This is a genomic window from Alicyclobacillus vulcanalis, from assembly GCF_900156755.1.
GTDB lineage: Bacteria > Bacillota > Bacilli > Alicyclobacillales > Alicyclobacillaceae > Alicyclobacillus > Alicyclobacillus vulcanalis.
In genome coordinates this window covers 15253-38066 of sequence record NZ_FTOO01000012.1, presented here as the reverse complement: position 1 = coordinate 38066, position 22814 = coordinate 15253, and the positions used below count along the sequence as shown (strand labels likewise).

The 22814-nt window shown below is 63.4% G+C and carries 23 protein-coding genes and 1 pseudogene; 22 read left to right on the top strand and 2 right to left on the bottom strand.

From position 1 onward, the window contains the following. Positions 1-6 precede the first annotated feature (6 nt). The 14 genes from BW934_RS12620 to yajC all read left to right on the top strand — a co-directional run bounded on the left by BW934_RS12620 (position 7) and on the right by yajC (position 11493). Positions 7-804: a LysM peptidoglycan-binding domain-containing protein gene (locus BW934_RS12620; RefSeq protein ID WP_076348666.1), complete on the top strand. Its 798-nt coding sequence runs from the start codon at positions 7-9 to the stop codon at positions 802-804. After that, positions 804-1745 (top strand): aminoglycoside phosphotransferase family protein, encoded by a 942-nt coding sequence (locus tag BW934_RS12615; protein ID WP_076348664.1) that lies wholly within the window; start codon positions 804-806, stop codon positions 1743-1745. The genes BW934_RS12620 and BW934_RS12615 overlap by 1 nt, the downstream gene beginning before the upstream one ends. An 89-nt stretch (positions 1746-1834) precedes the next feature. Then, entirely contained in the window at positions 1835-2716 is an 882-nt protein-coding gene (locus tag BW934_RS12610; protein ID WP_076348662.1) for a nitrilase-related carbon-nitrogen hydrolase, read from the top strand. Beyond that, positions 2700-3551, top strand: a complete 852-nt coding sequence (locus tag BW934_RS12605; RefSeq protein WP_076348660.1) for an NAD+ synthase — start codon at positions 2700-2702, stop codon at positions 3549-3551. The genes BW934_RS12610 and BW934_RS12605 overlap by 17 nt, the downstream gene beginning before the upstream one ends. Positions 3552-3569: 18 nt before the next feature. Then, the gene (locus BW934_RS12600) at positions 3570-4316 is read left to right on the top strand and encodes a YebC/PmpR family DNA-binding transcriptional regulator (RefSeq protein WP_076348658.1); all 747 of its coding nucleotides are present in this window, start codon (positions 3570-3572) and stop codon (positions 4314-4316) included. A 70-nt stretch (positions 4317-4386) separates the two neighbouring features. Beyond that, positions 4387-4731 carry a hypothetical protein gene (locus BW934_RS12595; protein ID WP_076348656.1) on the top strand — a complete coding sequence of 115 codons (345 nt, stop codon included), beginning with the start codon at positions 4387-4389 and terminating at the stop codon, positions 4729-4731. A 119-nt stretch (positions 4732-4850) separates the two neighbouring features. Beyond that, complete coding sequence (gene ruvC, locus BW934_RS12590; RefSeq protein ID WP_200805757.1) at positions 4851-5396, top strand: crossover junction endodeoxyribonuclease RuvC; 546 nt, start codon at positions 4851-4853, stop codon at positions 5394-5396. Beyond that, complete coding sequence (gene ruvA / locus BW934_RS12585; RefSeq protein ID WP_076348652.1) at positions 5393-6019, top strand: Holliday junction branch migration protein RuvA; 627 nt, start codon at positions 5393-5395, stop codon at positions 6017-6019. The genes ruvC and ruvA overlap by 4 nt, the downstream gene beginning before the upstream one ends. A gap of 23 nt (positions 6020-6042) precedes the next feature. Then, positions 6043-7041, top strand: coding sequence for a Holliday junction branch migration DNA helicase RuvB (ruvB, locus tag BW934_RS12580; RefSeq protein WP_076348650.1), 999 nt, complete (start codon positions 6043-6045; stop codon positions 7039-7041). Positions 7042-7115: 74 nt separating this feature from the next. After that, a complete protein-coding gene (gene sigI / locus BW934_RS12575) occupies positions 7116-7877 on the top strand; it encodes an RNA polymerase sigma factor SigI (protein WP_076348648.1) in 762 nt (253 codons plus the stop codon). A 4-nt stretch (positions 7878-7881) separates the two neighbouring features. Then, positions 7882-8745 carry an anti-sigma factor domain-containing protein gene (locus BW934_RS12570; RefSeq protein ID WP_076348646.1) on the top strand — a complete coding sequence of 288 codons (864 nt, stop codon included), beginning with the start codon at positions 7882-7884 and terminating at the stop codon, positions 8743-8745. A 132-nt stretch (positions 8746-8877) separates the two neighbouring features. Further along, positions 8878-9945, top strand: a complete 1068-nt coding sequence (gene queA / locus BW934_RS12565) for a tRNA preQ1(34) S-adenosylmethionine ribosyltransferase-isomerase QueA (protein ID WP_076348644.1) — start codon at positions 8878-8880, stop codon at positions 9943-9945. Then, on the top strand, positions 9923-11062 hold the full coding sequence (tgt, locus tag BW934_RS12560) for a tRNA guanosine(34) transglycosylase Tgt (RefSeq protein WP_143232658.1): 1140 nt from the start codon (positions 9923-9925) through the stop codon (positions 11060-11062). Before queA ends, tgt begins: the two co-directional genes overlap by 23 nt. A gap of 2 nt (positions 11063-11064) precedes the next feature. Next, positions 11065-11493: a preprotein translocase subunit YajC gene (yajC, locus tag BW934_RS12555; protein ID WP_076348640.1), complete on the top strand. Its 429-nt coding sequence runs from the start codon at positions 11065-11067 to the stop codon at positions 11491-11493. Positions 11494-11542: 49 nt separating this feature from the next. Here the strand turns inward: yajC and BW934_RS12550 are convergent, their stop codons facing one another. Continuing rightward, positions 11543-11944, bottom strand: a complete 402-nt coding sequence (locus tag BW934_RS12550) for a TIGR04086 family membrane protein (protein ID WP_076348638.1) — start codon at positions 11942-11944, stop codon at positions 11543-11545. A 140-nt stretch (positions 11945-12084) separates the two neighbouring features. Here BW934_RS12550 and BW934_RS12545 point away from each other — a divergent pair, with 140 nt between their 5' ends. Beyond that, positions 12085-14244, top strand: coding sequence for a sensor domain-containing diguanylate cyclase (locus BW934_RS12545; protein ID WP_076348636.1), 2160 nt, complete (start codon positions 12085-12087; stop codon positions 14242-14244). Between the two features lie 59 nt (positions 14245-14303). Next, positions 14304-14936, top strand: a pseudogene (locus BW934_RS15405) (DUF421 domain-containing protein); the annotation flags it as partial. Positions 14937-14996: 60 nt separating this feature from the next. Here the strand turns inward: BW934_RS15405 and spoVB are convergent. Beyond that, positions 14997-16586, bottom strand: a complete 1590-nt coding sequence (spoVB, locus tag BW934_RS12535; RefSeq protein ID WP_076348634.1) for a stage V sporulation protein B — start codon at positions 16584-16586, stop codon at positions 14997-14999. A 130-nt stretch (positions 16587-16716) separates the two neighbouring features. Here spoVB and BW934_RS12530 point away from each other — a divergent pair, with 130 nt between their 5' ends. From BW934_RS12530 to BW934_RS12505, 6 genes are all read left to right on the top strand, one after another. Beyond that, positions 16717-16992 carry a post-transcriptional regulator gene (locus tag BW934_RS12530; protein WP_076348632.1) on the top strand — a complete coding sequence of 92 codons (276 nt, stop codon included), beginning with the start codon at positions 16717-16719 and terminating at the stop codon, positions 16990-16992. A gap of 71 nt (positions 16993-17063) precedes the next feature. Next, positions 17064-18365, top strand: coding sequence for a protein translocase subunit SecD (secD, locus tag BW934_RS12525; protein ID WP_076348630.1), 1302 nt, complete (start codon positions 17064-17066; stop codon positions 18363-18365). Then, positions 18349-19275 (top strand): protein translocase subunit SecF, encoded by a 927-nt coding sequence (gene secF, locus BW934_RS12520; protein ID WP_076348628.1) that lies wholly within the window; start codon positions 18349-18351, stop codon positions 19273-19275. Before secD ends, secF begins: the two co-directional genes overlap by 17 nt. A 76-nt stretch (positions 19276-19351) precedes the next feature. Then, positions 19352-20284 carry a cation diffusion facilitator family transporter gene (locus tag BW934_RS12515; RefSeq protein WP_076348626.1) on the top strand — a complete coding sequence of 311 codons (933 nt, stop codon included), beginning with the start codon at positions 19352-19354 and terminating at the stop codon, positions 20282-20284. Then, entirely contained in the window at positions 20281-22263 is a 1983-nt protein-coding gene (gene recJ, locus BW934_RS12510) for a single-stranded-DNA-specific exonuclease RecJ (protein WP_234969791.1), read from the top strand. The genes BW934_RS12515 and recJ overlap by 4 nt, the downstream gene beginning before the upstream one ends. A 24-nt stretch (positions 22264-22287) precedes the next feature. Then, positions 22288-22812 (top strand): adenine phosphoribosyltransferase, encoded by a 525-nt coding sequence (locus tag BW934_RS12505; protein ID WP_076348624.1) that lies wholly within the window; start codon positions 22288-22290, stop codon positions 22810-22812. The last annotated feature ends 2 nt before the right edge of the window (positions 22813-22814 follow it).

Genomic DNA, 22814 nt, shown 5'->3' with positions numbered 1-22814 from the left:
GCCAGGATGAAGAAGTACGTGGTAAAGCCAGGAGAGTCGCTGTATCAGATCAGCCGCAAGACCGGCGTGCGCCTGCCCCTCATCCTCGCCGCGAATCCGCAGATCAAGAACGCCAACGACATCACACCCGGCATGACGATCGTCATCCCCGAGCTCGGGAAGGGGACGACATCGAAGCCGAAAGCGAAAAAGGCGCAGTCCAAGCCGGCCAAGACGTCGGCCGCGGCAAAACCGTACTTCGGCTACGTGTGGCCGCACGCGGTGCAGCCGGGCGAAACGTGGGAATCCATCGCGGAGCGGTACAACGTGACGGTGGAAGACCTGGAACACCTGAATCCGGCGATCGCGTCCCGAGCTCTTGCGCCCGGGCTGGTGGTGTACGTGCCGCTCGGCACCGAACCGCCTGCCGCGCTTTCTGCGCCAGAGTCGGCGCAGGGCGCCTGGGTGCCTGCCCCTGGTGGGGGGCCGGTGGACACCGCGGTGCCGCCCATGGAGCCGAGCGCTTCGGGCATCCTGTTTTCTGGCCAGGGGCATCAAGGTTCCTTGCAGCAGCCGCCCACGGTCGAGCCCGACGAAGGCGTGGAGCCGTGGGCTGGACCAGAAGCTTCTGGCGGTGGTCTTTCGCAAAACGGCGCGGAGTTCGAACCAGCGGAACCGGGAGAAGCGCCGTGGGAGGGCACGGTCGAGGACGGCGGGCCTCACATGCATCAGCCGTACCGGCGGGCCGAGGTGATCGACTTCCCGGAGACGGACGCAGAAGGTTGGTCCAAACCGTTTGTCGTCCGCGTGGGGAACGATAGGTGATGGATGACGTTGGCTTGGCCAAACTCGTGCGCGACGCGTACGGAATTGAGGTCGACGCCGTCGTGCAAAAGCGGACCGTGTGGGGGGTTGTCTCGGGGAACGCGCGCTACATCCTGAAGCGCGCGCGTCCCCAGGACAGCGAGGCCAGGCTTGAGGCGCTGGCGCGCGTCCTGAAACAGTGTGAACGAGTCGGCGTGGCGAGCGCGGGGCCGTTGAAGACGGTGCAGAACACGTTTTGCGCCGCTGACGCGCAGGGCACCAAGTACTATCTGCAGCCCTGGCTGGACGGCAGGCACGTCGACGTGCGCGAGGAAGAAGAGCGGCTCGCCGTCGCCCGAGCCCTGGCGAGGGCTCAGCGGGCCATGCTGGGCGATCCGCCGCGCGAGCTCTGCACCTCCACGCTGCGCGACAAGTGGCGGGCCAAACTCCTCCTCATCGAAAGGCTGCAGTCCGCGCCGGTCGACGCCGAGATCGCGCAATCCCTGCGCGACGTGGCCGCCCGAGCGCGCCAGGTCTACCAGGCGTACTTGGAGGATGGGCCTCGCCGTCCTGCCTTTTGCCACCGCGATCTCGCCCCGCACAACGTGCTCGTCGGTCCAGGCCGGAACATCGCCTTCATCGACTTCGATCACGCAGGGTACGACGATCCGTTTGCGGATCCCATCCAGTGGGTGAGCCACGTCGCATTCCTCGTCCCTCTCGATCCGATTGCGTATCGGAGGCTCTGGCTCGCTTACGCGCAGGCCGCCGAGTTGAGTGAGGCTGGCCTTGCGGCGCTGGTGAGGCTCGGCGCGTGGCCGGACATGGCGCTGCGCGCATTGGCCGAGGCGCTGCGCGCAGGATCTCCGGAATCGCGCATGTGGAGAGTGCGCTACGCGTTAAGGCGCGAAGAGGACCGCCTGCGGATGCACGACGCCTGGCTGCGCGAGCTGAACGCGTGATCTGGGCGCGAGCTCGCCGCCAGGCGCTTTCTTCCGTTTGTTCTGTACACCATGTATACTGTTTGGGTACGAAGTCGACGGGTGGGGGAATGGACGTGGCTTGGTCGGCGTTCCGCGTCGCCATCGCGCAGTTTGCGCCGAAACTGGGTGACGTATCGGCAAATCTGAGCCAGCATCTCGAATACGTGAACGAGGCCAAACGGGCGGGTGCACAGGTCGTCGTGTTTCCAGAGCTCGGGCTCACGGGTTATCAGACGCAGGACTTGACGCTCGAAGTGGCGCGCCACGTGCGTCATCCAGACATTGAGCGGCTGGTCGAAGCCAGCAGAGACCTCGATGTGCTGTTTTCTTTCGTCGAGGAGACCGACGACGCCCGGTTTTTTGTGACAGCCGCCTACGCGTCCGGCGGTCGGCTCCTGCATCGGCACCGGAAGCTTTACCTACCTACATATGGAATGTTCGATGAACGCCGCTATTTTGCGCCGGGCGAAGCCGTTCGCACCTTCACCGCACAGGGCGGACAAGCTGGCATTTTGATTTGCGAAGACGCCTGGCATCTTGCGAGTCCCTACCTGTTGGCTGTGCAGGGGGCGTCGGTCATCTATGTGCCGGCTTCCAGCCCTTGGAGAAATACGATGGCAGCGTCGGATTTCGGATCGCACGCGTTTTGGCGCCAACTCCTCCAGATGTACGCGCAGTTGTGTGGATGTTACTTTGTGTTCGCCAACCGCGTGGGCTACGAGGACGGCGTGCACTTCTACGGCGGCAGCGGGGTGATGAGTCCGTTTGGCGAGTGGGTGGCGGAGGGACCGGCCTCTGAGCGTGCCTTGGTTCTTGCGGACCTCGACTATCGGACGGTCCGGCGCGCCCGCTATACGACGCCGCTCATGCGCGACGAGCGCGTGCGCATGGTGATTTCAGAGATGCAGGAGGCTCTGCGCAGGAGGTCGACCGATGAGACCGGAGATTGAGGAGAGGCTGGCGCTGAATTCGTCGCTCGTGACATCGGTCCTGACGGGCTTTCTTCGCGAGGAGGTCACGAAGGTCGGCTTTCAAAAGGCCATCTTCGGATTGTCGGGCGGCATCGATTCGGCGCTTACCGCGTTTCTCGCGGCACAGGCGCTGGGGAAGGATCACGTGCACGCGGTCCTGATGCCGTACCGGACGAGCAACCCGAAAAGCCTCGAGGACGCGCTGAAGGTCGTCGACGCGCTTGGCATTGCTCACACCGTCATTGACATCACCGCGCCGGTGGACGCGTATTTTGCACAGGTGGACCGCGTGCTGGGCGAGGAGGCCAACGCGCTTCGGCGCGGAAATCGCATGGCGCGCGAGCGAATGGTGACGCTGTACGATTTGTCGGCGGCGATGAATGCGCTGGTGCTCGGCACGAGCAACAAGACGGAGCTGTTGCTGGGCTATGGCACGCAGTTTGGCGACATGGCGAGCGCCCTGAACCCCATTGGCGATCTCTACAAATGCCAGGTTCGCCAGCTGGCGAAGTACCTGGGTGTTCCCAACAGCATTCTTGAAAAGGCGCCAAGCGCGGATCTCTGGGCGGATCAGACCGATGAAAAGGAGCTCGGGTTCTCCTACGACGAGGCGGACGAGATTCTGTACCAGTGGGTGGATCTGCGGATGTCTCCAGACGAGATCGTCAGCCGAGGCTATCCAGAGCGTTTGGTGCATGCCATCGTCGAGCGCGTTCGGCGCAATCAGTACAAGCGGCGCACGCCCATTATCGCCAAACTGTCAGGCAGAACCATCGGGCTCGATTTTCGTTATCTCCGCGACTGGGGAACCTGAGCTTTGGAGTGAGACGACATGGCTGGACATTCGAAGTGGCACAACATTCAGCGTCGAAAAGGAAAGCAGGACGCGATTCGGGGACAGCTGTTCACCAAGCTGTCGAAGGACATCTATCAGGCGGCGCGCGAGGGCGGCGGCAATCCGGAGACCAATTTCCGGCTGCGCGTCGCCATCGAGCGGGCGCGGGCCAACAACCTGCCGATGGAAAACATCCAGAGGACCATCGCGAAGGCCACGGGACAGCTCGAGGGAGTCACCTACGAAGAGCTGTTGTACGAGGGCTACGGGCCGCACGGGGTCGCGCTGCTCATCGAAATTCTCACGGATAACCGAAATCGAACGGCCGCAGAAGTCCGCCACCTGTTTCGCAAACACGGCGGCAATCTCGCGGAGTCTGGCGCTGTCGCGTGGATGTTCCATCGGTATGGGCGGATTGTCGTGCCCAAAGAAGGCGTGGACGCGGACGATCTCATGATGGTCGCGCTCGAGGCTGGGGCGGACGATGTCGTGGAGCGGGCGCGCACGTACGTGGTCAAGACGAGCCCTGAGTCGTTCCGCGACGTGCGGCTCAGCCTCGAGCAACGGGGCATTCCCTACGAGGAGGCGTCCCTCAGCTACGAGGCGTCGACGAAGATGGACCTTCCCGAGTCGTCGCTTGAACAGGTGTACGATCTCGTCGAGGCCCTTGAATCGCTTGATGACGTCCAGACCGTGTACACGAATCTCGACACGGGCGACGAGGATGACGAGGGCGACGAGTGAGTGCATAGTTGTCTCGCAGCTGCGCACGTTAACCTCTGAACCTTCTCGGTGAGACGGGAGGCAGGTTCGGATGTTGATGCGAAGAGGCGGTTTCTGCGCAGCGATCGCGGCCGTCGCGGTCTTCACCCTCGTGGCTGGCGCCGCGCCGGTGCATGCGCGCGAGGCGGTGCCGGCCAGCACGGATTTCGGCGCGCACCATCGCGCGCACCTACCTTCGCGGCGCGTCATCCTGGTGAGCGAGATGAATACAGGCGCCCTTGTCGTCGAGCGCCGCAGCGTCGCGGACGATGCCGCGGTCGCGTTCGCCGGATCGAGGCCCGCCTGGCGACTCGATATTCCCCTCAGCTGGTATTTCCTCACGCCCGCCTATGTGCGCGATCCCGGCGGGCAGATTCCGGGCGACTCCTCGGTGTGAGGCCGTGATCGCCCGGTTCTCCTTTCGCGCTTCTATTTTCCATATCTGTATGGGTAGGAGTTTCAACAGGACATGGCGAATGACAAAGGTGAGGAAGAGGAGGAGCGAACGTGGAGGTCATGCGCATCCTGGGCGTGGACCCTGGCCTGGCCCGGCTGGGATTCGGCATCATCGAACGCGGGCCGGGGGATTCGCTCCGCCACGTGGCGCACGGCTGCATCGAGACAGAGGCAGACGCGCCTTTGCCCGAGCGGCTTCAGCGCATCTTTCACCGGTTGACCGAGCTTTGCCGGGAACATCAGCCGTCGGTCATGGCGGTGGAAGAACTGTTTTTCAGCCGGAATACGACGACGGCTTTTACCGTGGGGCAGGCCCGCGGCGTCGCGCTGTTGGCCGGCGCGGAAGCGGGGATCGCCGTGATGGAATACACGCCGATGCAGGTCAAGCAGGCGGTCACGGGCTATGGACGCGCGGACAAGCGACAGATTCAGGACATGGTGCGCATCCTGTTGCGGCTTTCGAGCGCGCCGAAGCCCGACGACGCCGCCGACGCGCTCGCAGTGGCGATTGCGCACGCGCACACCGGGCGCTTGGGCGAGCTTGAGGCGAGACTGGCCGCAAAAAACCGCACGGGCTGGGTTTGGGAACGGGGGCGTTTTCGTTGATTGCGTTTTTGCGCGGACGCGTCGCATTTTTGGGTCCGGGCTATGTCGATCTCGACGTCAGAGACGTGGGTTATCGGGTGCACGTGTGCGATCGCACGCATCAGGCGCTCCGCCTGGATGATGTCGCATTCTTGTATACGCACCAGCATGTGCGCGAAGACGGCCTGGCGCTCTTTGGATTTGAGTCCGTCGAGGAGCGCGCGCTGTTCGAGCGGCTCGTGGGCGTGTCCGGCATCGGCCCCAAGCTGGCGCTGCAGATCATCGGCGCCGCCGGCGTGGGCGAGATCGTCTCCGCCATCTTGGCTGAGGACGCGGACAACCTGAGCCGCCTGCCGGGCATTGGCCGCAAGCTCGCGAGCCGGTTGGTGGTGGAACTGCGCGAGAAGCTCGGCGATCTGGCGCCCGCAGCTCTGCGCCAAGCGGCGACGGAGCGAAGAGCGCAGGCCGGTGCCGAGGAGGACGCGGTCTCCGCGCTCGTGGCGCTCGGCTTCCGCCCCAGGGAGGCCGAGGAGGCAGTGGCTGCAGTTGGCAAAGGGCGTCAGTCCGTCGAGGACACCGTGAAGGCGGCGCTGACGTACTTGTACGTCCAGAGCGCGCGAACCGAGCCGCTCTCTCAGCCGTAGTCGAGGGATGAGGAGGTGCACGCATGGACGAGCGACTGATTTCTGCCGAGTGGATGCGTGAAGACGCGCAACTGGACACCATTCGGCCCCGTTTTCTCGACGACTACATCGGCCAGCGCGCCGCCGTAAAAAACCTGCGCATTTTCATCCAGGCCGCCAAGGAGCGGAACGAGCCGCTCGATCACGTCCTCTTGTACGGGCCGCCTGGCCTTGGCAAGACCTCTCTCGCGATGATCATCGCGAACGAGCTGGGGGTCCAGATCCGCGTGACCTCCGGGCCGGCCATCGAGCGCGCGGGCGATCTCGCCGCGCTGCTCACGAATTTGCAGCCGGGCGATGTGCTGTTTATCGACGAGATTCACCGCCTCTCGCCGAGTGTCGAAGAAGTCCTGTATCCGGCCATGGAGGACTTCGCCATCGATATCGTCATCGGCAAGGGCCCGAGCGCGCGATCCGTCCGGCTGGATCTCCCGCCTTTCACCCTGATCGGCGCGACGACTCGGGCGGGGCTGTTGTCGCATCCTCTGCGCGATCGGTTCGGCGTCATGCTGCACCTGGACTACTATCCCGTTCAGGATTTGGCGGAGATTGTGAAGCGGAACGCGCGCATTCTGCAGCTGGCCCTCACCGAGGACGGGTGCGTTGAAATCGCCCGCCGCGCCCGCGGCACCCCGCGAATCGCCAACCGGCTTTTGAAGCGGGTGCGAGACATTGCACAGGTCGCCGGATGGGCCGAGATCGACGCGCAGCGGGCTGCAGAAGCGCTCGCACAGCTGCACGTGGATCCATTGGGCCTCGACGCCACCGACAAGAGAATTTTGGAGGCAGCGATGGACAAGTTCGGCGGGGGCCCGGTGGGCCTCGACACCCTCGCGGCGGCGGTGGGCGAGGAGCCGTCCACCCTGGAAGACGTGTACGAGCCGTATCTGCTCCAAATTGGCTTCCTCAAGAGGACGCCGCGCGGTCGGGTGGTCATGCCCTCCGCGTACCGCCACCTGGGCCGCGCGCTCCCCTCGGGGTAAAGGTTTCGCAGGAACGCTCGTGGAACCCCCGTAAACCTAGGCCGAGAAACGAATTCATGAGGTGAGGTGGGAGCGTGGGCGTTCTCCCGTTTCGCGGAAGATCCCTGGACGAACGAAACGAGTTGGCCCGCTTGCTCCAGAGTGCGAAGGCCGGCAACGCAAACGCGCGCAACGAGCTCATCGCCACATACATACCGTTCATTCTGCGCATCGCGTCGCAAACGGCCAAGCGATACATTGATCCGCACGCCGATGACGAGTACAGCGTCTCGTTGGCCGCGTTCAATGAGGCCATTGACCGGTACCAAGACGAGCGGGCGGCATCCTTTCTTACGTTCGCCGAGACCGTGATTCGGCGGCGGCTCGTCGACTTCTTCCGCGCGCAGCGGCAGCATCGAAAGCGCCTGCGCCCGTGGAGCGAGTTCGATCAGTCGGACGAGGACGATCACGTCTCCAATTGGGTCGAGGTCGCGACATCCCTCGCCGAACATCAGCGCCATGAAGAAGCGACGATGCGGGCGTACGAGATCGACGAGTACGCGCGTCGCCTGGAGGAGTTTGGGTTGTCGTTCCGGGAGCTCGTCGAGCTTTCGCCCAAGCACGAGGACGCGCGCCGGAATGCGCTCGTCTGCGCCCACGCCATCGCGTCCGACCCAGAGCTTTTGACCTACGTGTATCGGCGCAAGGCGCTCCCGCTACGCCAGGTGGAGGAGCGGGTGTGCGTGTCACGCAAAACCCTCGAGCGCCAGCGCAAATACATTCTCGCCATGGTCATCTTGTTGTCCGGGGACTTCCCCATGCTGAAGTCGTTTCTCCTCAGGGCGGAAGGGGATTGAAGACATGAGTGTGCGATTTCGGAGCCGCGCTGTGGTGATGGCGTTCGACGGGCATGAGGCCATCGTGCTCACCGGCGATGGGGCCTTTATCCGAGTGGCAAAGTCGCCCGGAATGTCGATCGGGGACGTGATCGACATGCAAGGCGCGGTCCCATCTCCTCGTCCGTGGCGCAGAGCCTTGGCCAAGCGCCGAGTGGCCTTCGGGGCGGTTGCTGCGTCCGTGCTTTGCGCGGCCCTCGCGGTGACCGGCCTGTCCACCATCGGCTTTGGTGCCAGGGCGCAGGCGCTCGTGTCCGTCGATGCCAACGCCGAGTGGAGCCTCGCCGTCGACAAACACATGCGCGTCGTCTCGGCGAGCGCGTACAACGCGGTGGGCCAGTCCGTCCTGGCGCGCGTGCGCGTGAAAGGCGAGCCCTTGTCGCAGGCGGTGAAGTTGCTCGTCGGCCAACTCGCGGCGGAAGGGCAGATGCCGCGCAACGACAGCGTCGTGGTGGCCACGACGTCGCTCGACGGCGGCACAAATCCCGACATCGTGCGGGCCGTGGCGAGCGCCATCCAGGGCGCCACCGAGGGGCAGGGCAACGTGTACAGCATGGCACTCTCCCCTGACGTATGGAAACAGGCCGTCGCGAATCACGTGGCGCCGGCGCAGTACGCGAGCTATCTCCTCGCTCAGGACGTCGGCGTCCACGTTCACCTGAGCGATCTCGCCTCCGCCAATCTGCAGACCGTCGTGGCCCAGGCGCACGACCTGCACACGGCGCTTGAAGGCTTGAACACCGGCAATTACGAGGAAGTGGCGAGCATCGTGGAGGCGGCGCTGAGCCAACCTTTGAATTCGCACAGCGAGCCTCGTTATAATGGGTGATGCTCGTTCGTCTCCAATGGGCATTGCTCTTCGACCCTTGGTCATGCAGAAACACGTGACGAACCGGGCTGTCCCGCGGATGGGACAGCTTTTTCACGTTTTCACCTTGTGAATGGCTGGAGGCAAATTCCTATGCGTGTCGAGGACTTCGATTATGAACTTCCGGAACACCTCATCGCGCAGCACCCGCTGCCGGAGCGCGATCAATCCCGGTTGCTCGTGGTCGACCCGGTCGATCGCGTCGTTTCTCATCGAATCTTTGCCGACATCGTCGACGAGCTTCATCCTGGCGATGTCCTCGTCATGAATGACTCGCGCGTCCTTCCTGCGCGATTGTTTGCCGTCAAGCCTGACACGGGCGGCCGCGTGGAGTTGTTGCTCGTCAAACCCGACGAAAGCCAGCCCAATACGTGGCAATGCCTGGCGCGGCCTGCCAAGCGGTTGCGCGTCGGCCATCGACTGGTGCTCGGCGAAGGCGCTGACCGGGTGGAACTCGAAATCGTCGGAGAAGAAGACGAAGGGATCCGCCTGGTGCGGTTTCTGACGGACGAGGCGGTGACCGACGTGGCGCATCGCTTCGGCGAGGTGCCCCTCCCGCCGTACATCCATGAGACGCTGGAGGACAAGGAGCGGTACCAGACCGTGTACGCGAAGCGCGAGGGCTCGGTTGCGGCGCCGACGGCGGGCCTCCACTTCACCGATCGGCTGCTTCAGCGCCTGCGGGAGAAGGGCGTGCAGCTTTGCCACGTGACCTTGCACGTGGGTATCGGCACGTTCCGTCCCGTGCAGGTGGAGAACGTCGAAGAGCACCGGATGCACAGCGAATGGTACGAGGTGAGTCCGGAGACGGCCGAGATCGTGAACCGGGCCAAGGCGGAGGGCCGGCCCGTGATAGCGGTGGGCACGACGGCCTTGCGCACGCTGGAAGCCGCGGGGCAGACAGGGGTTCTGGAGGCCAAACAGGGCGAGACGGACATCTTCATCTATCCCGGCTTTCAGTTCCGCATCATGGATGGGCTCATCACGAACTTCCACCTGCCGAAGTCGACGTTGTTCATGTTGGTCTGCGCCATCATGGGGACGGACTACGCTAAGGCCGTCTATCGCGAAGCGGTAGAGCGCGAGTACCGCTTTTTCAGCTTCGGCGACGCGATGTTCATCAAGAGGAGGGCAGATGTTGCAGGCACCGGTCAGGTTTGAACTGATCAAGCGCTGTTCCCAAACCGAGGCGCGACGAGGGCGATTGTTCACGCCGCACGGTGTCATTGAGACGCCCGTGTTCATGCCCGTTGGCACGCAGGCGACCGTCAAGACCATGGCGCCGTGGGAGTTGGAGGAACTTGGAGCGGGCATCATCCTCTCAAACACGTATCACCTCCATCTGCGGCCCGGCGAGGATGTCGTCGCGCGCGCGGGCGGGCTCCACGGCTTTATGCAGTGGAAGGGTGCCGTTTTGACGGACAGCGGGGGCTTTCAGGTGTTTAGCCTGGCAAGCCTGCGCAAAATCACCGATGAAGGGGTTCGCTTCCGCTCGCACATCGACGGCAGCCCCCGCTTCTTTTCTCCTGAGACGGTCATGGCCATCGAAAATGCGCTTGGCGCGGATATCATCATGCAGCTCGATGAATGTCCGCCGTATGGCGCGACGAGATCGTACCTGGAGACATCCTTGCAGCGCACGCTTGCGTGGGCGAAGCGGTGCAAGGCGGCGCACGCGCGCCCGGAGGACCAGGCGCTGTTCGGCATTGTGCAGGGCGGAGAACACTTGGATTTGCGCCGGAGGGCGGTGGAGGAGCTGGCGGAACTCGATTTGCCCGGCTACGCCATCGGTGGGCTGAGCGTCGGGGAGCCAAAGCCTCTCATGTACGAGATCCTCGGCCACGTCGCTCCGCTCATGCCTCGGGACAAGCCGAGATACCTCATGGGGGTGGGAAGTCCGGACGATTTGTTGGAGGGCGTCGAGCGCGGCGTGGACATGTTTGACTGCGTGCTTCCCACGCGAATTGCCCGCAATGGCACGGTGTTCACGTCTGCGGGCAAGGTCGTGATGAAACACGCCAAATATCGGGAGGACTTCGGCCCCATCGATCCGGCCTGCTCGTGCAGGGTGTGTCGCACGTTTTCCCGGGCGTATATCCGGCACCTGTTGAAGGCAGACGAAATTCTCGGCGTGCGGTTGACCACGTATCACAATGTGCACTTTTTGCTCAACCTGATGAGGGAAATAAGAAAGTCCATCGAAGAGGACAGGTTTTTGGCGTTCAAGCGCGAATTCTACGATAGGTACGGTTATACATCCGAGCGAGAGGACGTGTGAGTTTGAAGGGAAGCAGCAGCATTCTGTTCTTGATTCTCCTGGTGGTGGTCTTCTACGTGCTGATCCTCCTGCCGCAGCGCCGGCAGCAGAAGACCCGTGCGGAGATGATGAAGAAACTTGGGCCGGGCGCGCGTGTCATGACGGCGGCCGGCTTGTACGGCGAGATCGTGCAGATGCAAGGCGATATTGCCATCGTGCGCATCGCCGACGGCGTCGAGGTGGAAATGGATCAGCGGGCTATCGTGCGCGTGGTCGAGGAGGGTCCGGCGCCCGAAGCCGAGGAGGCGGTGGACGAGGCGGACGAAGACGAGGACGAGTCCCTGAACGCAGGGCACACGCACGCGGACGAAGCCGCCGAATCGGACGCGGATCCCTCGGAGGCGTCGCGTGAGTTCGACGAACACAGGCGGGAGCACGGCGGGCAGATGTGACGCCATGGGGGAGGCCGGTCGCCTGACGAGCGGCCTCCTGTCAGGGGCATCAGGAGCGAGTCCACGCATTGCCCATCACGCCGCCGAACGCGCCGATGACGGACATGAGGAGAATGCGAAACAGGCCGCTTGCGTCAAAGGTGAACGTGTTGTCGACGACGAGGCCAATCGCCACCATGAGGATCGCGTAGATGAGGCCTGTGGCGCCGCCGTGAAACCAACCGTGCCCCTGGGCTTGGCGCGCGGCCGCAATGGCGCCCCACATCACCGCGATGCAGTGGACGACGTAAGCCGCTGTCGTGATTCGCTCCGGGCTCCACTCGCCATAGTGCGCCATCAGAAAGACGACGAGTGTACCGCAAAGTGCAATGCAGAGGCTCCAAACGATGCCGTAGACGACGGGAATGGCGCGCAGGACATCGAACCGCTGGCCTTCGTTCCATCTCGACACGGGAATCACTCCTGGTACAAGTTTCTCTACACGATATTCGGCGAGATCCGGAATTATGATCTTGTCCGCTGAGATATGAACTGTTTATACTGGAAACTTGAAGAATTCGAACGGGCGCGGGTTGGGGTGGGGGTGTCGGTATGGCGGAAGGCATACCGCTCAAGCGACAAACCTGGTACAGTCTAATGGTCGGGATCGTCGGGTGTGGCGTGGTGCTCGTAGGGCTCCCAGACCTTCGCAACACGAACGCGTGGTTCTTGGTCGTCATGTTGGCGCTCGCGTGTTTGATCGAGGCCATGCCAGTGCCACTGAGGTTGGGATCCGCGAGTTTGACACCAGCTGTGCTCTTCTCGTACGTGGCGCTGAACGGGCGAGAGGAGGCCATGCTGTGCGCCATCGCGGCCGCATTCGTTCCGGCCGTGCGCCGACATTGGGACTTGGAAGCGGTATTCTTCAACGCTGGCCAGTACGCCCTCTCCGCCTTCGCCATGTGGTGGCTGCTTCATTTGTGCGCCGCGCTTCCCATGTCGCGCATCGACGCGTACGAGGTGGGTTGCCTCGTCCTGTCGGCTGCGCTGTTCCTCGTGGTCAATCACGCCTTCGTGCAAATCCTTCAGTGGCTGCGCGGCACGCTTTTGTGGTCGGCCGTGTGGGCCGCTCTGCTCACGGACTTGATCAATTTGGCGCTGTGCATCCCGTTCGCGCTCCTCGTCGTCATGCTCCATGCGACAAGCGCGTGGCTGGCGCCCGTCATGCTGCTGCCGCTCTTGATGCTCGCCTACATGCTGCGGTCCCACCGGCAGGCCATGGACCTCCAGGAGATTCACGAGTCTCTCGCCAAACTGGCCACCGAATTTGACATGCAGGAGATCGCGTTCGAGGCGGCGCACCTCGCGCGGCGGATGACGTTCGCCGACTGCGTGGCCGTCTTTGTCATCGACAGCCGCGAGTGTCTCGTGCCGGCCGCGGTCTACCCGAAGTCGTATGAGCCGGAGTTCTCGTTCGAGGGCTGGCCGGAATCGGAAGGCGGCGTCATCTGGAAGACCATCCACCAGCGCGATCACGTCATCGTCCCAGACGTCCGCAAGGACCCGCGCGTGCGCTTTCTCGGGGAGACGGTCACCTTCATGAGCATGGCCATTTTTCCGATGCACGCGCATCAAAAAGCCCACGGCGCCATTGTTTGTTACGCCAGGAGGCCGAAAGCGTTCACGCACGTGCACGAGTACATGGACGCCCTCGCGAGCCAGGTGTCGGTGTTGCTCGAGAACGCCAAACTGTACCGGGAACTTCAGGATCGCTCGTTTCGGGACGAGGCGACTGGTCTCTTAAACTATCGCTATTTCTACGAGGAACTGTCGCGGCGCGTCCGGACGTCGCTCCAAGAACATCGCCCTGTCTCGGTGCTCATTGTGGACGTCGACTTCTTTAAGCGGTTTAACGATACGTACGGCCACCTGGCTGGCGACGTGGTGCTCCGCGAGGTCGGCCGGATCCTCGAGCGCCATGCGGCGCCGGATGGCATTGCGGCTCGCTATGGGGGCGAGGAGTTTGCGGTTCTCGTGTGGGCGAGCGCAAACGAGGCGTATGCCATCGGGGAGGCGATTCGCCAGGACGTGGCCAAGCTCGCCGTCGACTTTGAGGGTTACCACCTGCAGGGCATCACGGTCAGCGTCGGGATGGCGACGTGCCCGGATCACAGCGAGTCGGATCGCGATCTCCTCGTGAAGGCGGACAGCGCCATGTACTGGGGCGCCAAGCAGCGCGGGCGGAATCGCACGGCGATGTACGCGCCCGAGTTTGATACGCAGCTGTTCGTCGATCCGCTCACGAGCCTCTACACGCATCACTTCGTCAACATTCGCGTTCGAGACGAAATGGCCCATGGCACCACCTGCTGGGGCGTGATTTGCCTGGATCTCGTCCACTTCAGCGAAATCAATGCGGTCTATGGATTTGAAGCGGGCGACGAGGTGCTGCGCCAGGTCGGCGTCGTCATTCGCCAGGTTTTGCGCCACTCGGAGCTCGCCTGCCGGTACGGGGGCGACGAGATCGTCATCATTATTCCCAACGTGTCGGACCTGGAGCTCTCGGGGATCTGTCGCCGCGTGACGCAGTCGCTTGAGCAGCATCCATTCCGGGTGGCGGACCAGACGACGAGCATTCGCGTCGCATCCAGTATAGCGGTCTACGACGTCGTCCAGGACGGCGCGGACTTGTTCAACCGCATCGAGGAATTGTTCGCGCGCTTGCACGGCGCGGTCGAGCTCGGCGAATCGGAGCCGTCCTCGCGAAGCTGAGCGGCATGGATCCCCCTCTTCTCCGGGCATACTGCCTGGGTGAGGAGGGGCCTTGATTCATGCCGCACATACCGCTCTGGCAGTTTCCGCTGCGCGCCTTGGTTCTCTACCTCATGGTGATGGTGGCGCTGCGCATCATGGGCAAGCGCGAGATCGGCCAGCTTTCTGTGTTCGATCTCGTGGTGTCCATCATGATCGCGGAGTTATCGACCCTGCCGATGGAGGACCGCAGGGTGCCCATCTGGGAGGCGGCTCTTTCCATCGGATCGCTCGTGCTGTTTCAACTCGTGGTGGCCGTTCTGCAGATGAAAAGCCACCGCTTTCGCCACTGGATCGAAGGCGAGCCGTCGGTCCTGATCGCCCACGGCCGCATCTGCGATCGCGAAATGAAGCGCATCCGCTACACGGTGCACGACCTCCTGACCCAGTTGCGCGAGCAAGGCTACGCCGACGTGGCGGACGTCGAGTTCGCCATCCTCGAAACGTCGGGGCAGCTGAGTGTCGTGCCGAAGCCGGAGGCGCGTCCCATCACGGCGCGCGATCTCGGCGTTCGGGCGGAGGACAGTGGCCTTTCCCTCACGGTGGTTGTGGACGGCAAGCCCGTGCGGAAAGCGCTTGAACAGCTCGGACAGGATGAAGCGTGGTTGCGCGAGGCGCTTCGCCAGAGGGGATACCAGCTGGAGCGCGTCTTTTACGCCCGAGTCAACGGGCGCGGCGAGTGGTGGATCGATGAAAAGGACGAGGCGCCGCGCTCAAATGGCGAAGGGAAGATGGCGGACGACGGCCGCGAGCCACGGCCCCACTTTAGGCACGCGCTCGATGGCGCGCGACGTGAGCACCCGCAGGGAGCAGAGCAGCGCAAAGTACAGCAGGAGTCCGCCGACGATGGCGAGCAAGAGCGCTGATCCCGGCAATGCGGGCCCTTTTCGGAAGGTGATGGCGAGCATGTAGGCGAGCATGGCGGCCGACGCGATGCCGATGCGGACGATGGAGGTCGTGCGCATTTGGAAGCCCACTTCGCGCACCACCGCGACGAGGTGGAGGACCGCCGTGAGCGTGAAGGACAACGCGGTCGCGATGCTCACGCCGAGGATGCCGAGCGATGGCCGCGTCGCGAGCGCCAGAATGACGCCAAGCCGCACCAATCCGCCGACAATGGAGTTCACCATGGCTGTGCCCGCCCGGTTGAGCCCTTGCAGGATCCCCGTCAAAGGTGCCTGCAGGCAGAGGAGAAACACGAAGGGCGCCATGATGGCGAGCATCGGCCCGACCCCTGCGTCCCCGTAGATGGCGCGCGTGAGCGGCGCCGCGAAAAACGTGAACACAATCGAAGCCGGGAAGGACACCATGGCCGTGACCGTGATACTCTGGGACAGGCGGTGGCGAATGCGCTCCACGTTCCCAGACGCCTGCGCTTCCGCCACGGCCGGTACCAAGTTGGTGGCGAGGGACGACGTGACGACGGTCGGGAAGACCAACAGCGGGATCGCCATGCCCGAATAGGCGCCGTACAGAGCGGTTGCCTCCTTGAGTGGAACGCCCGCGGCGGCCAGCGCGCGCAAGACGAGGATCGGTTCCGCAGCAGACATCAACGACCAAATGAGGCGACTCGCGGTGACGGGCAGGGAGAGTTGGGTGATGGCTCGCACCGTGGCGCGCATGGGCTCGGACGTGCGGACGTACGCGGGCTCTGGAACAATCTGCGCCATGCGCGCCCGCCTCCGCTGTTGCCAGACGAGAAACAACAGGCCCGAGAGTTCGCCGAGGACCATGCCGATCATCGCCGCCATCGCGGCATACGCGAGCGAAAAGCGCACGAAGTAGGCCGCCAGACCCCAGATGCTGACGATGCGCACCGACTGTTCTAAAATCGACGCCCAGGCGGTCGGTGACATATCCTGAATTCCTTGAAAGTAGCCTCGGTACAGGCTGGCCACGGCGATCACGCCGACAACCGGGATCATCGCAAGATAGGTGGGGTAGGCTCTCGGATCGGTGAGCCAGTACTGGGCGACGACGTGCCTGAACGCGTACATCAGGCCCATACAAAGCGCGGCGGCGCTCAGCACGCAGGCCGACGAAATGCGCATCACGCGCCGGATCCGATCCGCGTCGCGTTTGGCGACGGCCTCGGCGACCAGCTTGGCGATGGCCAGAGGAAAACCCATCGTCACCAAGGTGAGCGCGAGCCCCAAAATCGGAAACACAATCTGAAACAAGCCCATGGCCTCGGCGCCAATCAGGCGGGTCAACACGATGCGGTATATAAAGCCCATGATGCGCGTGACGATGCCAGCGATCATGAGAATGAGTGCGCCCTGCAAAAACGTCTGGCGGCTCAAACCGAGTTCCCTCCTGTCCGTGACCCTACGCTATTCCGTATGCCGAGCCCTGCATCTGTAGTCCACTTTTCAGGACAAACAGGATTTTCGAATCGGGAGATGGAATTGTTATTCGGCACGCATCGGAGGGATGCCGGTGGACGATCCGTTGATGCAACCGGAGATTCGGCCTTATGCCGACCAGGTGAGGTTCTTGTGCGAAGCGAAGGTGGAGGAGTTTCGCCTCATGGGCTACGACTCCATTGACGCAGACGCCTTTTGGGCGTACATCTGCTCCACATTGCCGAAGCCGCTGGCGCTTTATCGGTTGGTGGACGCCATCCTCTCGGCCAAACCGAACGACTATATGACGTATGTCACGCTCGGGGCACTGCGCGGCGATATCGAACGGTCGGAGGACGTTTGACGTCGAAAAACGTCGATCGGTATACTGATTCATGTTATGCACGAGGAAGCGGCGGACAAGGAGGACATGCGATGAAATGGGGGCGCCTCTTGGCGTTTCTCGCGATGGTGGCTGTCGTGATCGGCCTCACCATCAGCACAGGTCCAAACATATGGAAGTCAATACCTCTCGGGCTCGACCTGAAAGGCGGCGTGGATCTGTTGTACGCCGTCGATACGCCAAAGGGCCATCCTCTGGACAACACGGGTAAGGCCGCGCTCGTGCGCGCCATCGAGATGCGTGTGAACTCGCTCGGCGTGTCTTCGCCCATCATTCAGCTCGAGGGTCGCAATCAGCTCGGACAAGATCAGATCCGCGTGGAAGTCGCTGGCGTGAAGAACCAGCAGGAGGCTGTCAATGTCATTGGGGCCACGGCGCAGCTGACTATCTATGGAAGCGCCAAAATCGACCCCAAGACGGGCAAAGTGGTTCCCGTCGGTCCGCCGCTCGCCACGGGTGCGGATCTGAAGTCCAACGCCCACTGGGTCGTGGACCAACAGACGGGACAAAACGCCGTCGCGATCGAGTTTAAGAACGCCAATTTGTGGACGAGCATCACGAAGCGGTACCTGCAGAAACCGATTTACGTCTTTCTCAACGGTCAGCTGCTGACGAACCCGGTCATCGAGCAGGTGATGTACACCGGGCAGAGCGAAATCTCCGGCGGCAATCTGACCACGCCGCAAGCGTGCATGGACCTCGCCAATGAGCTCAACGCGGGCGCGCTCCCGTACCCGCTCACTTTGGAAAGCGAGACGAGCGTCGGTCCGACACTCGGCGCCACGAGTTTGCACCGGACGTTGATCGCGGGCGTCATCGCCGTGGTGCTGATCTTCGCCTTCATGATCGCGGCGTATCGCATGGCCGGCCTCATCGCGGATATTGCCCTGGTGGCCTATGGATATCTCACGCTCCTGACCTTCGCCGGGCTGCACGTCGTGCTGACGCTGTCAGGGCTTGCGGCCTTAATTCTCGGCGTCGGGATCGCCGTCGACGCGAATATCATCACGTATGAGCGAATTAAAGATGAGGTCCGGAATGGCCGCAGCCTGCGTTCGGCGGTGCGCATCGGCAACAAGAACGCGTTTCGCACCATCGTGGATTCCAACGCGACCACCTTCATCGCAGGCCTCATCATGTACATTTTCGGCGGCGAGGGCGATGTCCGTGGGTTTGCCGTGGCGCTCATGGTGGGCATTATCGTGAGCCTGTTGACGGCCGTCCTCTTTGCCCGGGCAATGCTGTTGACGTTCACCGCGTCGCAGGCGGTCAAGAACCCGTGGTGGTACGGCGCGCCGAGAGGGGTGGTGAAGAACCGTGAAGCCAAGGTTTGACATCGTTCGAGCGAGCCGCTGGTTCTTTCTTCTTTCGGGCGCCATCACCGTCGCCGGGGTCATCGTGTTTGCCCTGTTCGGGTTCAACCTCAGCACTGATTTTAAGTCCGGTTCCGAGGTGCAGTTCGAGCTGAATCAGCGCGTGCCCGAGGCCCGGGTGCGGCAAATGTTTGCCTCCATCGGTCTGCCGCTCGGCGACACCAGCCTGACCGTGGGCGGGATTCAGCAGAACGTCGTCATGGTCACGTTGCCCGAGCAGCTGACCGCGAAACAAATCAGCGAGATTCAGGCGGCGGAACACCGGTTTTTCCCGGGGGCCAAGCAGGACATTCAGGTGAACTCGGTCGATCCGTTCGTGGCCGAGCAGACGGCGCGCAAGGCCGTGTACGCCGTTTTGGCCGCGGCTGCCTGCATCGTCGTGTACATCGCCATTCGCTTCGAGTTCCGCTTCGCCATCTCGGGTATCATCGCCCTGTTGCACGACGCCTTCATTGTGCTGGCCGCGTTCGCGCTGCTTCGCCGCCAGGTTGACCTGACGTTTGTCGCGGCACTGCTCACCATCGTGGGCTACTCGATCAACGATACCATCGTCATCTTCGACCGCATCCGCGAGAACCTCAAAATCGACAAGCCGGAAACGGTCGAGGAACTGCGCGCGGTCGTCAACAAGAGCCTCTGGCAGGTGATGAACCGGTCCATTCGAACCGTTCTCACCGTGCTCATCGCCGCCGTCATTCTCTACTTCTTTGGCGGCATCTCGATTCGCAACTTCACGTTTGCGCTCATCATCGGGCTCGTGAGCGGAGCGTATTCCTCCATCTTCATCGCGAGCCCCATATGGGTGGCTTGGCGATCCCGCTCGATGAAGAAGGGGCCGGAAGGACGCGAAGCGGCGCCGGTTTCCGAGTGAAGACAGGGGAGCGCAGGATACGACGCGCTCCCCTGCTTCATCAGCCCGGGATGAAAGGATTCGATGGTGATGGCTCGTGACCAATCAGCTTGACCGGCGGGGTTCCGTGCTGAGCTACGTGAACGCCGTCTTGAATGTCCTTCTGGCGTTTGCCAAGGGCATCATCGGCATCATGGCGCACAGCGAGGCACTGATTGCCGATGCCGTACACTCGGTGTCCGATCTCATTGGCTCCGTCGCGGTCATCGTCGGCCTGCGCATTGCCCGCAAGCCTCCGGACGAGGACCACCCGTACGGACACGGGAAGGCGGAACTCATCGCCTCGATCTGCGTGAGCGTCCTGCTGATTGCGGCGGCCATCGAGGTGTTTTACTCGTCGGTGTCCTCCTTTTTTCACAGCCCTCGCGCGCCGGAGTGGGTTGCGGCCGTCATGGCGTTCATCGCCGTGGTTGTCAAAGAGGTGCTGTACCGCTATAACGTCAGGCTCGGCAAGCGGCTCCAGTCGAAAAGCCTGTTGGCGCAGGCATCCGACCATCGGGCGGACGTCTATTCGTCGCTCGCCGCCCTCATCGGCATCGTGCTCGCGGTTGTCGGGCAGCGGTTCGGCATCCGATGGCTGATGTACACCGACGCCGCGGCCGGGATTTTCGTGGCCGCCCTGGTCCTCAAGATGGCCATCGAAATCGCGAAGGAGGCCCTGGAAATCCTCATGGACCGGGTGGTCTTGGCCGAAGAGGCCCTTCAGCCGTACCGGCGAGAGGTCATGCGCGTGCCCGGAGTCCGGGCCATCGACGACCTCCGCGTGCGCGATCACGGCCAGTACGTGATCGTCGACATCGAAATTGCCGTCGATGCCGACATCACGGTGCTCGCCGGTCATGACATCGCCGCCGCCGTCCGAGACCGACTGCGTGAGAAGTTCGATCGCGTCCAGGACGTGTTCGTTCACGTGAACCCGTTTGACCCGCGTGAGCGACATCACGATCGTGAGAGGGGGCGCCGGGGATGAAGGAAGCGCTCTGGCGGGCTGCGGCCGTGACCGATGTCGCCGGGCGGCTGTCCGCCGCCCTCGGCATGCCGCTCCGCGTCGCCCGCCTCCTCGCTGCACGAGGTTATCGCGATCCCGACGCCGTTCGCCGCTTGCTCACGGTGGACACGCCGTGGAGTCATCCGCTGGACTTCACCGACATGGAGCGAGCCTGTGAGCGCATCACGCGCGCCGTGCGTGAGCGTGAGAGGATCGCGATCATCGGCGATTACGACGTGGACGGCGTGAGTTCGGCGGTGATTCTCACGACCGCACTCGAAGCGCTTGGCGCGGTGGTGACCTGCCACATTCCCGAACGCGTTTCCGATGGCTACGGATTCTCTCTTCGTTTATTGGAGACGGCGAAGCGGGCAGGCGCCAGACTCATCGTCACCGTGGACAACGGCATACGCGCCCGTGAAGCTGTGGTGGCCGCGTTGGAAGCGGGCCTCGACGTGATCGTCACCGATCACCACGAGCCGGGTGACGAGCGCTTGCCCGAGCGCGTCCCGGTGCTGCACTACACCCGCCATCGCGATCCGGCCTCGGCCAAGCGGGGCTGCGGGGCATTTGTGGCGTGGAAGCTCGCTTCGCATCTGCTGGACCGCGCGGGACGCGGAACCGACCGCGCCCTGCGAGGTTGGCTCCTCGGCCTCGCGGCGCTCGGCACGCTGGCCGACATGATGCCCCTCGTGGGGGAAAACCGGAGGCTTGTACGCGAAGGCATGGAGGCGCTGTCGACAGGCGGGACCACAGGTTGGCGGGTGCTCTGCAGAAGTGCTCGCGTGAATCCAGCGTCCTTGGGGGCGTCCGATGTGTCTTGGCGCCTCGTGCCCAGGTTGAACGCGGCAGGCCGGATGGCACACGCCGATGTGGCCTATCGCCTGTTGCGATCCGACGACGAGGCGGAAGCCAGGCAGCTTGTCGAAGACATCGAGACACTGAACGCCGCGCGCAAAACCGCCGTGGACGAGGCCTTCGCCGAGGCGGTGCGCCTCGTGGAACAGGAAGGTCGTCCCCATCCACCGGCCATCGTGATCGCGGGCGCTTGGCCGCTCGGCGTGGTCGGGCTGGTGGCCGCTCGGCTGGCTCAAACGTTCGATGTACCGGCCATCGCGCTTGCGGATCTGGGCGACGGCATGCTGCGGGGGTCGGGCCGAGCGCCGGGCGGCGTGTCCATGCTCGGCCTCTTGGAGCAATGCGCGGATTGGATGGACCACTTTGGGGGACACGACGCCGCGGTGGGATGTGGGCTGGAGGCGTCGCGGCTTGCCGGCTTTCGCGCGGCGTTGGTTGCGGCTGCGTCCGCCGCGCGCGAAGCGGGCAGCGAGCAGAGGTCGCCCGTGCCCATGGCCGACGACTATTTGATGCTGTCCGAGCCCGCGGACGAGCTGCTCGCTTGGCTTGAGCGGCTCGCGCCCTTTGGACCCGAGCACGAGCCGTTCCGGTTCTTCGTGGGACCGGTCGAGATCGTGAAATGTCAGCCGATGGCGAGCGGCGAGCACCTCAGACTGACGCTGGCCGAGGGAGATGCGCGCCAAGAAGCCGTCTGGTTTCGCGCGCCACAGCCTTTCCCCGGCGCCCAGGGCGGACTGTGGGCCTTTGTCGCGGAGCTTGTCCCGAACGCCTGGCGCGGGGCGGTTCGCCCCCAACTTCGCATCGAGCGCGGCTACCAGGTGCCGCGGGCCGTATCGAGGGAGGCGTTCGCACGGGTGTTCAGGGCGCTGCGCGAGGGCCCATGCACCCTCGACGCCCTGCGCGAGCGCGTGACCGCCGTCTCGGGCGATCTCGCCTCTTTGCTTCCTGCGATTCTGGCGACCTTTGTCGAACTTGGATTTGCCGCCTGCGAAGGTGGCTTGTATCATGTGATTGCAAGCCCAAAGCGCGATCTGCGGGATTCGCTTGCGTATCAGGCGCTGGTGCGTCAATCCCTGCGGCCGATTGGCGACAGGGCCAATTGAACGCGCGGAAGAGGAGAGAACGAATTGAACGATCATTACCGGACGTGGATTCGAGACATCCCAGATTTCCCAAAGCAGGGGATTCTGTTTCGGGACATCACGCCGCTTTTGGGCAACGGACCGGTGTACCGAGACGCGATTGCCGCAATCGCGGCCGCAGCTCGCGCGTGGCAGCCGGAGTTGATTGTGGGACCGGAGGCGCGCGGATACGTCGTCGGCGCACCGCTCGCGGTCACGCTTGGCCTTGGGTTTGTGCCGGTGCGCAAACCGGGCAAACTGCCGTATAAGACGGTGAGTGTCGAATACGCGCTCGAGTACGGCACAGACCGTTTGGAAATTCACGCCGACGCGATTCGCCCGGGCCAGCGGGTGGTGGTGGCCGACGATTTGTTGGCGACCGGAGGGACGATGCGAGCGACGATGGACCTCGTCGAGAAGCTTGGCGGCGTGGTCGTCGGCGCGGCCTTCCTTATCGAATTGAAACCCCTTCGCGGCCGTGATAGGCTTGGCGATATACCCGTGTACACGCTCGTTCAGTTTGACGACTGAGA